This is a genomic window from Tropicibacter alexandrii (assembly GCF_003667315.2).
In the GTDB taxonomy this organism is placed as follows: domain Bacteria; phylum Pseudomonadota; class Alphaproteobacteria; order Rhodobacterales; family Rhodobacteraceae; genus Tropicibacter; species Tropicibacter alexandrii.
The window spans coordinates 1-4540 of record NZ_RCTZ02000044.1 but is presented as its reverse complement, the minus strand read 5'-3'; the positions used below and the strand labels follow the sequence as shown (position 1 = coordinate 4540).

Genomic DNA, 4540 nt, shown 5'->3' with positions numbered 1-4540 from the left:
GTTGGTTCTCGCAACCCGACCCTACCGGGAAACCCGATGGCCACCGCCAGCTACACCACGCCCGGGGACGTCACCGGATTTCGGGCTTTCAGTAGCCGACCTGCCAGCCGCAGGCAGCGGATGCGCGAAAACGAGATCACCGTTGAAAGAACGCGCAAGTTCAAGGTGGAGGAGGGTCAGGAAATGATCCGGGGGATCATTTCCCCGACGACGCACAGACAGCGATCATACGTTCAACATCGCGCCAAACCTGCTGGACCGTGACTTCACGGCGTTTCTTCTCCTCGCTTGCAGCATCATGCTGCTCTTGCGCGGAAAATCCACTTATCCCGACTGTTCAGATTTCCCTGGCCACCTCTTACCGCCAGTTCCAGCTTTGGACGCTGGCAAGGCTCTGGGAGCAGATATTGGACGCCCTGAACGAACGCGGCGCGGTCCCGCACGCACTGCTAATGATTCCTCTCGGCGGCAAAGCCGCCTGCCGGGCAGCGGACAGCACCGTGGTTCGCGCCCATCATCCGGCAGCGGGTGCTAAAAGGGGATTCCGCGACAGGGTTTGGGCCGCTTAAGGGGTGGCTTCACGACCAAGATCCAACTCCTCGTCAATGGTGAGCCATTGATGCGCAATTGGTTCAAGCACAACGGCGAACGGACTACCCATGAGGGCCGAGGTCACCGCGGGGCAAACCTCCGATTATCTTGGTTTCGACATGGTCATGGCAGACAACCTGCCGACCCCGAGCGTCCTACTGGCTGACCGAGGCTATGACGCTGACAGCATTCGCATATCCATGGACGAACGCGATGTGTTGCCCGTCATCCCCCTCTCGGGACATCGGTTCGCGATGCCCTGCCGGGCAAGGGATGCGTAAATAACGAAAGAAGCGTGTAGCCGCCGACCGGTCCCTGCATCGTCTGCGCAACCTGGTCAAACGGTTCTTCAAAAAGCTGAAGAACGCCCGCCTCGTCGCTACCCGCTACGACAAGACTGCGTAGAGCTTCCTGGGTTTCATCGACATAACGTCGATGCGCCTCTGGGTGCGCCATTTGTCAACATGACCTAGTCCCATTCAATTGGTCCTATGAAGTCAAATGACGTAAAGGTCGCACTGCGCGAAGACAACAACCATTCCTGTTCAATCTTTTTGTCGTAGTGGATATCTTTCCATACGGTTCCGCAACTAGCTACAGCCATCAATGAAAAAATCGCGAAACTGCGATTCACATGACTTGTATAACGTACCATTTTAAACGCTCCTTGAACTTTGTCTCTTCACTTGGATCTCTCTAGCCGCTGCAGTCACGTCAGGTAGGCAAGCAGCATTCGTTCCAGTCGCAAAGCCTGCTCCTCGCTTGGAAAAGAGCCACCATCGTTTACCTTGCTGAAAAGAATATCGTAGTCGAGCGTGCGAAGAACCTCGCACAGTCCCTCCTTGGAAAACTCTCGATAGCCAAGGTGCCGCCGACACCGAACGTACTCGTGCATAACTTCGGCAGTTCGCGGCACATATGGATGAAAATCTAGAGGTGATATAGGAGAGTTTAACCGATACACTTCCGCCACGAGTCGGCTCGGGACGGCAAGGTGGGAGCTATATATGCAGTCCCTAGAAAATCGGCAGAACTCTTCAGGTGTCCGATCTCGGCCGTTCAAGTAGTCTTGAAATGCGTCGATCGCAGTATCACAAAGAAAGTGATACAGTCTCAACTGATAGCTCCCAAAAGAATCAAACGTTCGATGGAAAGTGGATTTTGAATATCCTGATGCACTCCACACTTGTTTTGCGATAACCGAACTGCCGATCGATGCGCGGTAAGCCTTCAGGCCAGCGCGCAAAAAGGTCTCTTTCACAAAATCCAAGTTCTTCGACGGAATGCGCTGCTCAATCTCTTCGGCCCAAACATCTGCGACTACCTCAAGATTATCCAAATGCTCGATGACATTGAACCACTCCGACTTATCAAATCGTAATGTCTGCGACATACTCGTCTCTTCTGTCCCTAACCGCCGGTGCAAGCATCCGTCGGCGTATTTCATTCAATCATTCCAGATCACTTGGCATTTGAGCCATTGAATCTGAAAATCAATCAAAGCTGAGAGCCACTCGTTGCTTGAGTTAGATACATCGAAAACTCCGCGCAGTACCAGTGCACACGAACCTATTCACACCCCAACGAAAAAAAATGCGCAAGCTATTGTTTTTAAATAGATAAAAATGAAACCTCTGACATCTTGACTAGGCTCAGGATTCATAACCAGTAGATGACGAGTGCGGCGAGGGCGATGGCCGAAAGGAAGACCTTCGGGCACCGATCATAGCGGGTTGCCACACGCCTCCAGACTTTGAGTCTTCCGAACATGATCTCGATGCGATTGCGCCGCTTGTATCGGCGCTTATCGTATTTGACCGGTGTCTTGCGTTTCTTCCGGCCAGGGATACAGGCGCGTATCCCCTTGTCCTGCAAAGCTTCTCTGAACCAGTCAGCGTCGTAGCTCCGATCCCCGAGCAGCCATTCAACGTTTGGCAGGCCGCTGAGCAATGCGCGTGCGCCGATGTAATCGCTGAGCTGTCCGGCGGTGACGAACAGGTCGATCGGTCGTCCCTGACTGTCGCAGATGGCATGCAGCTTGGTGTTCATGCCGCCTTTGGTTCGACCGATCAGACGATCACGCCCCCGTTCGTCGGGGAATTGATCCCCCGGATCAATTCCTGATCCTCCTTACTTCGCGGCCATTCTGGTCGCCGTTCGATGGGCCTTGAGATATGTCGCGTCCACTGCTCGGCAGGGCATCACGGAGTGATGTCCCGAGAGGGGATCATCACGGTCTTCTCTTCGCCGTGCTCAGCGGCCAGACCTGCCATCATCCGGGCGAAGATGCCTTTCTCGCTCCACCGCTTCCACCGGCTGTAGAGCGTCTTATGCGGACCACACTCCTTCGGCGCATCCCGCCAACCCAAGCCATTGCGATTGATGAAGATGATCCCGATCAACACACGCCGGTCATCAACACGAGGCTTGCCGAGGGACTTCGGGAAGAAAGGGGGCAGGCGCGCCATCTGCGCGGCGGTCAGCCAGAAGAGATCGCTCATGTCACCGCTCCGTTTTCGCAGCCGTGAATCATGCTATTCGCGCGAAATCAATGCATCCTGACCCTAATCGCGCCAGGGGCCAACGAGCAGGACGAGAAATACGTTCCATAAACCTCTTGCCAGCAGTCGGTTAAATGATCAGCTGAAGCGGAACAAATACGCAACAGGCCCAATTCTCGCTCCGCAATAGAAAGCGAAAAAGTGGCATTAGCCGTCGCCAGTTAGATTGTGCTCTTTCGCAAAAACAGCAGCATGAGCTCTATTCTTACAGCCCGTTTTACGAAAAATGTTTCTGATATGCATTTTAATAGTTGACTCTGCGACATTCAAATTGTAGGAAATCTCCTTATTGGAGCTTCCGGAGGCAACCAACTTCAAGACCTCTTTCTCATCTTCGGATAAGTCGTTCAAAGTTGTTTGACGTTGACTTATCTGCGCAACCATCGAGGCAGGGAAATACTCTTCACCGGCGGCAACAAACCTAAGGATGCTTGGCAGAGCAGCAAGCGAGGTCGTCTTGAGAATAGCCCCAGCGGCGCCAGCGGACCGCGCCTGAAGTGCGGTCCCTGGGTCAATGGACCCGCTGAACAGTAGAACTTGACCCACTTGTCCAGTTTCCAAAATCTCTCGAAGCGATGCAACACCAACCATTCCGGGCATGTCGATGTCCAGCAATACGATATCGAACTGTGCGCCAGATGATAGCGCCTCCTCCAATTCATAGTATGAACTCAAGATCTCGGCTTCGAAGCCGTGATTTTGCAAAATTGTCGCAACAGCTTCGCTTACAAGCCGATGATCATCGGCGACAAGAACCCGTAGCCCACTGTGTGGGACTTCTTTTAGATTGCTGATTTTCACGGTAGTGCCTGGCTAGTTGGTGTGAGTGTTTGCCGTTGGGGCCATTTTTTGTTTGACTGGTCAAAACTACACGGGGACGATTAGGCTACGCCATCGCGGTGAGCAACTTACTCTTTAGGATAGAAAACCATCCATTCGCATATCAATATATCTTGTGGCGCGAAATGTGTGTGCTTTGATATAAATCAGGTACTTACGTGCCGTTTAAGCCTCCAGTGGGGGGGCTCATTCGTATCAATAGTGGGTTCGTCGCAGGGTTTTGAACCGCGTGGTAACCTGTGACGCCCGAGGGTGAACTCTCTGAAGCGGCAACATGCAAACGTTGCTCGAGTGGGCGTTGTCGCAGAACTCCCGCCGTGAAGGGTTCACTTTGGGGATCATTGTGCTGAGCAGGCTGCTGAACAAAGTTTTTCGAACGTATTTCTCGTCCTGCTCGTTTGTTCCATGCGCGATCAATCTTCGTCAACTCAACGAGAGAGGTCGAAATTGTCGTAAGAGGTGGTCCTGAATGAGCTATGCGTGAAACTGGGTGACGGGGTTTGAGAGGGCGGCGTATCGTGGCGGGTGATCAAGCCTGCCAGAACTTC

2 protein-coding genes and 3 pseudogenes are annotated in these 4540 nt (G+C 53.1%); 2 read left to right on the top strand and 3 right to left on the bottom strand.

What is annotated here, in order from left to right:
• Positions 1–75: 75 nt before the first annotated feature.
• Positions 76–280: pseudogene (locus D8Z78_RS24190) on the top strand (hypothetical protein); the annotation flags it as partial.
• 79 nt (positions 281–359) lie between these two features.
• Positions 360–1059: pseudogene (locus D8Z78_RS24185) on the top strand (IS5 family transposase); the annotation flags it as partial.
• Positions 1060–1300: 241 nt separating this feature from the next.
• Here the strand turns inward: D8Z78_RS24185 and D8Z78_RS24180 are convergent.
• The 3 genes and pseudogenes from D8Z78_RS24180 to D8Z78_RS24170 form a co-directional block, all read right to left on the bottom strand.
• Positions 1301–2038, bottom strand: a complete 738-nt coding sequence (locus tag D8Z78_RS24180; RefSeq protein WP_128910927.1) for a hypothetical protein — start codon at positions 2036–2038, stop codon at positions 1301–1303.
• A 212-nt stretch (positions 2039–2250) separates the two neighbouring features.
• Positions 2251–3092 (bottom strand): annotated as a pseudogene (locus D8Z78_RS24175) (IS5 family transposase).
• Between the two features lie 207 nt (positions 3093–3299).
• A complete protein-coding gene (locus D8Z78_RS24170; RefSeq protein ID WP_121634705.1) occupies positions 3300–3953 on the bottom strand; it encodes a response regulator transcription factor in 654 nt (217 codons plus the stop codon).
• Between the last annotated feature and the right edge of the window lie 587 nt (positions 3954–4540).

Bases quoted from the DNA above. Each gene is read 5' to 3' on its own strand.
- D8Z78_RS24180 (WP_128910927.1), bottom strand. From the start codon at position 2,038: ATGAAATACGCCGACGGATGCTTGCACCGGCGGTTAGGGACAGAAGAG.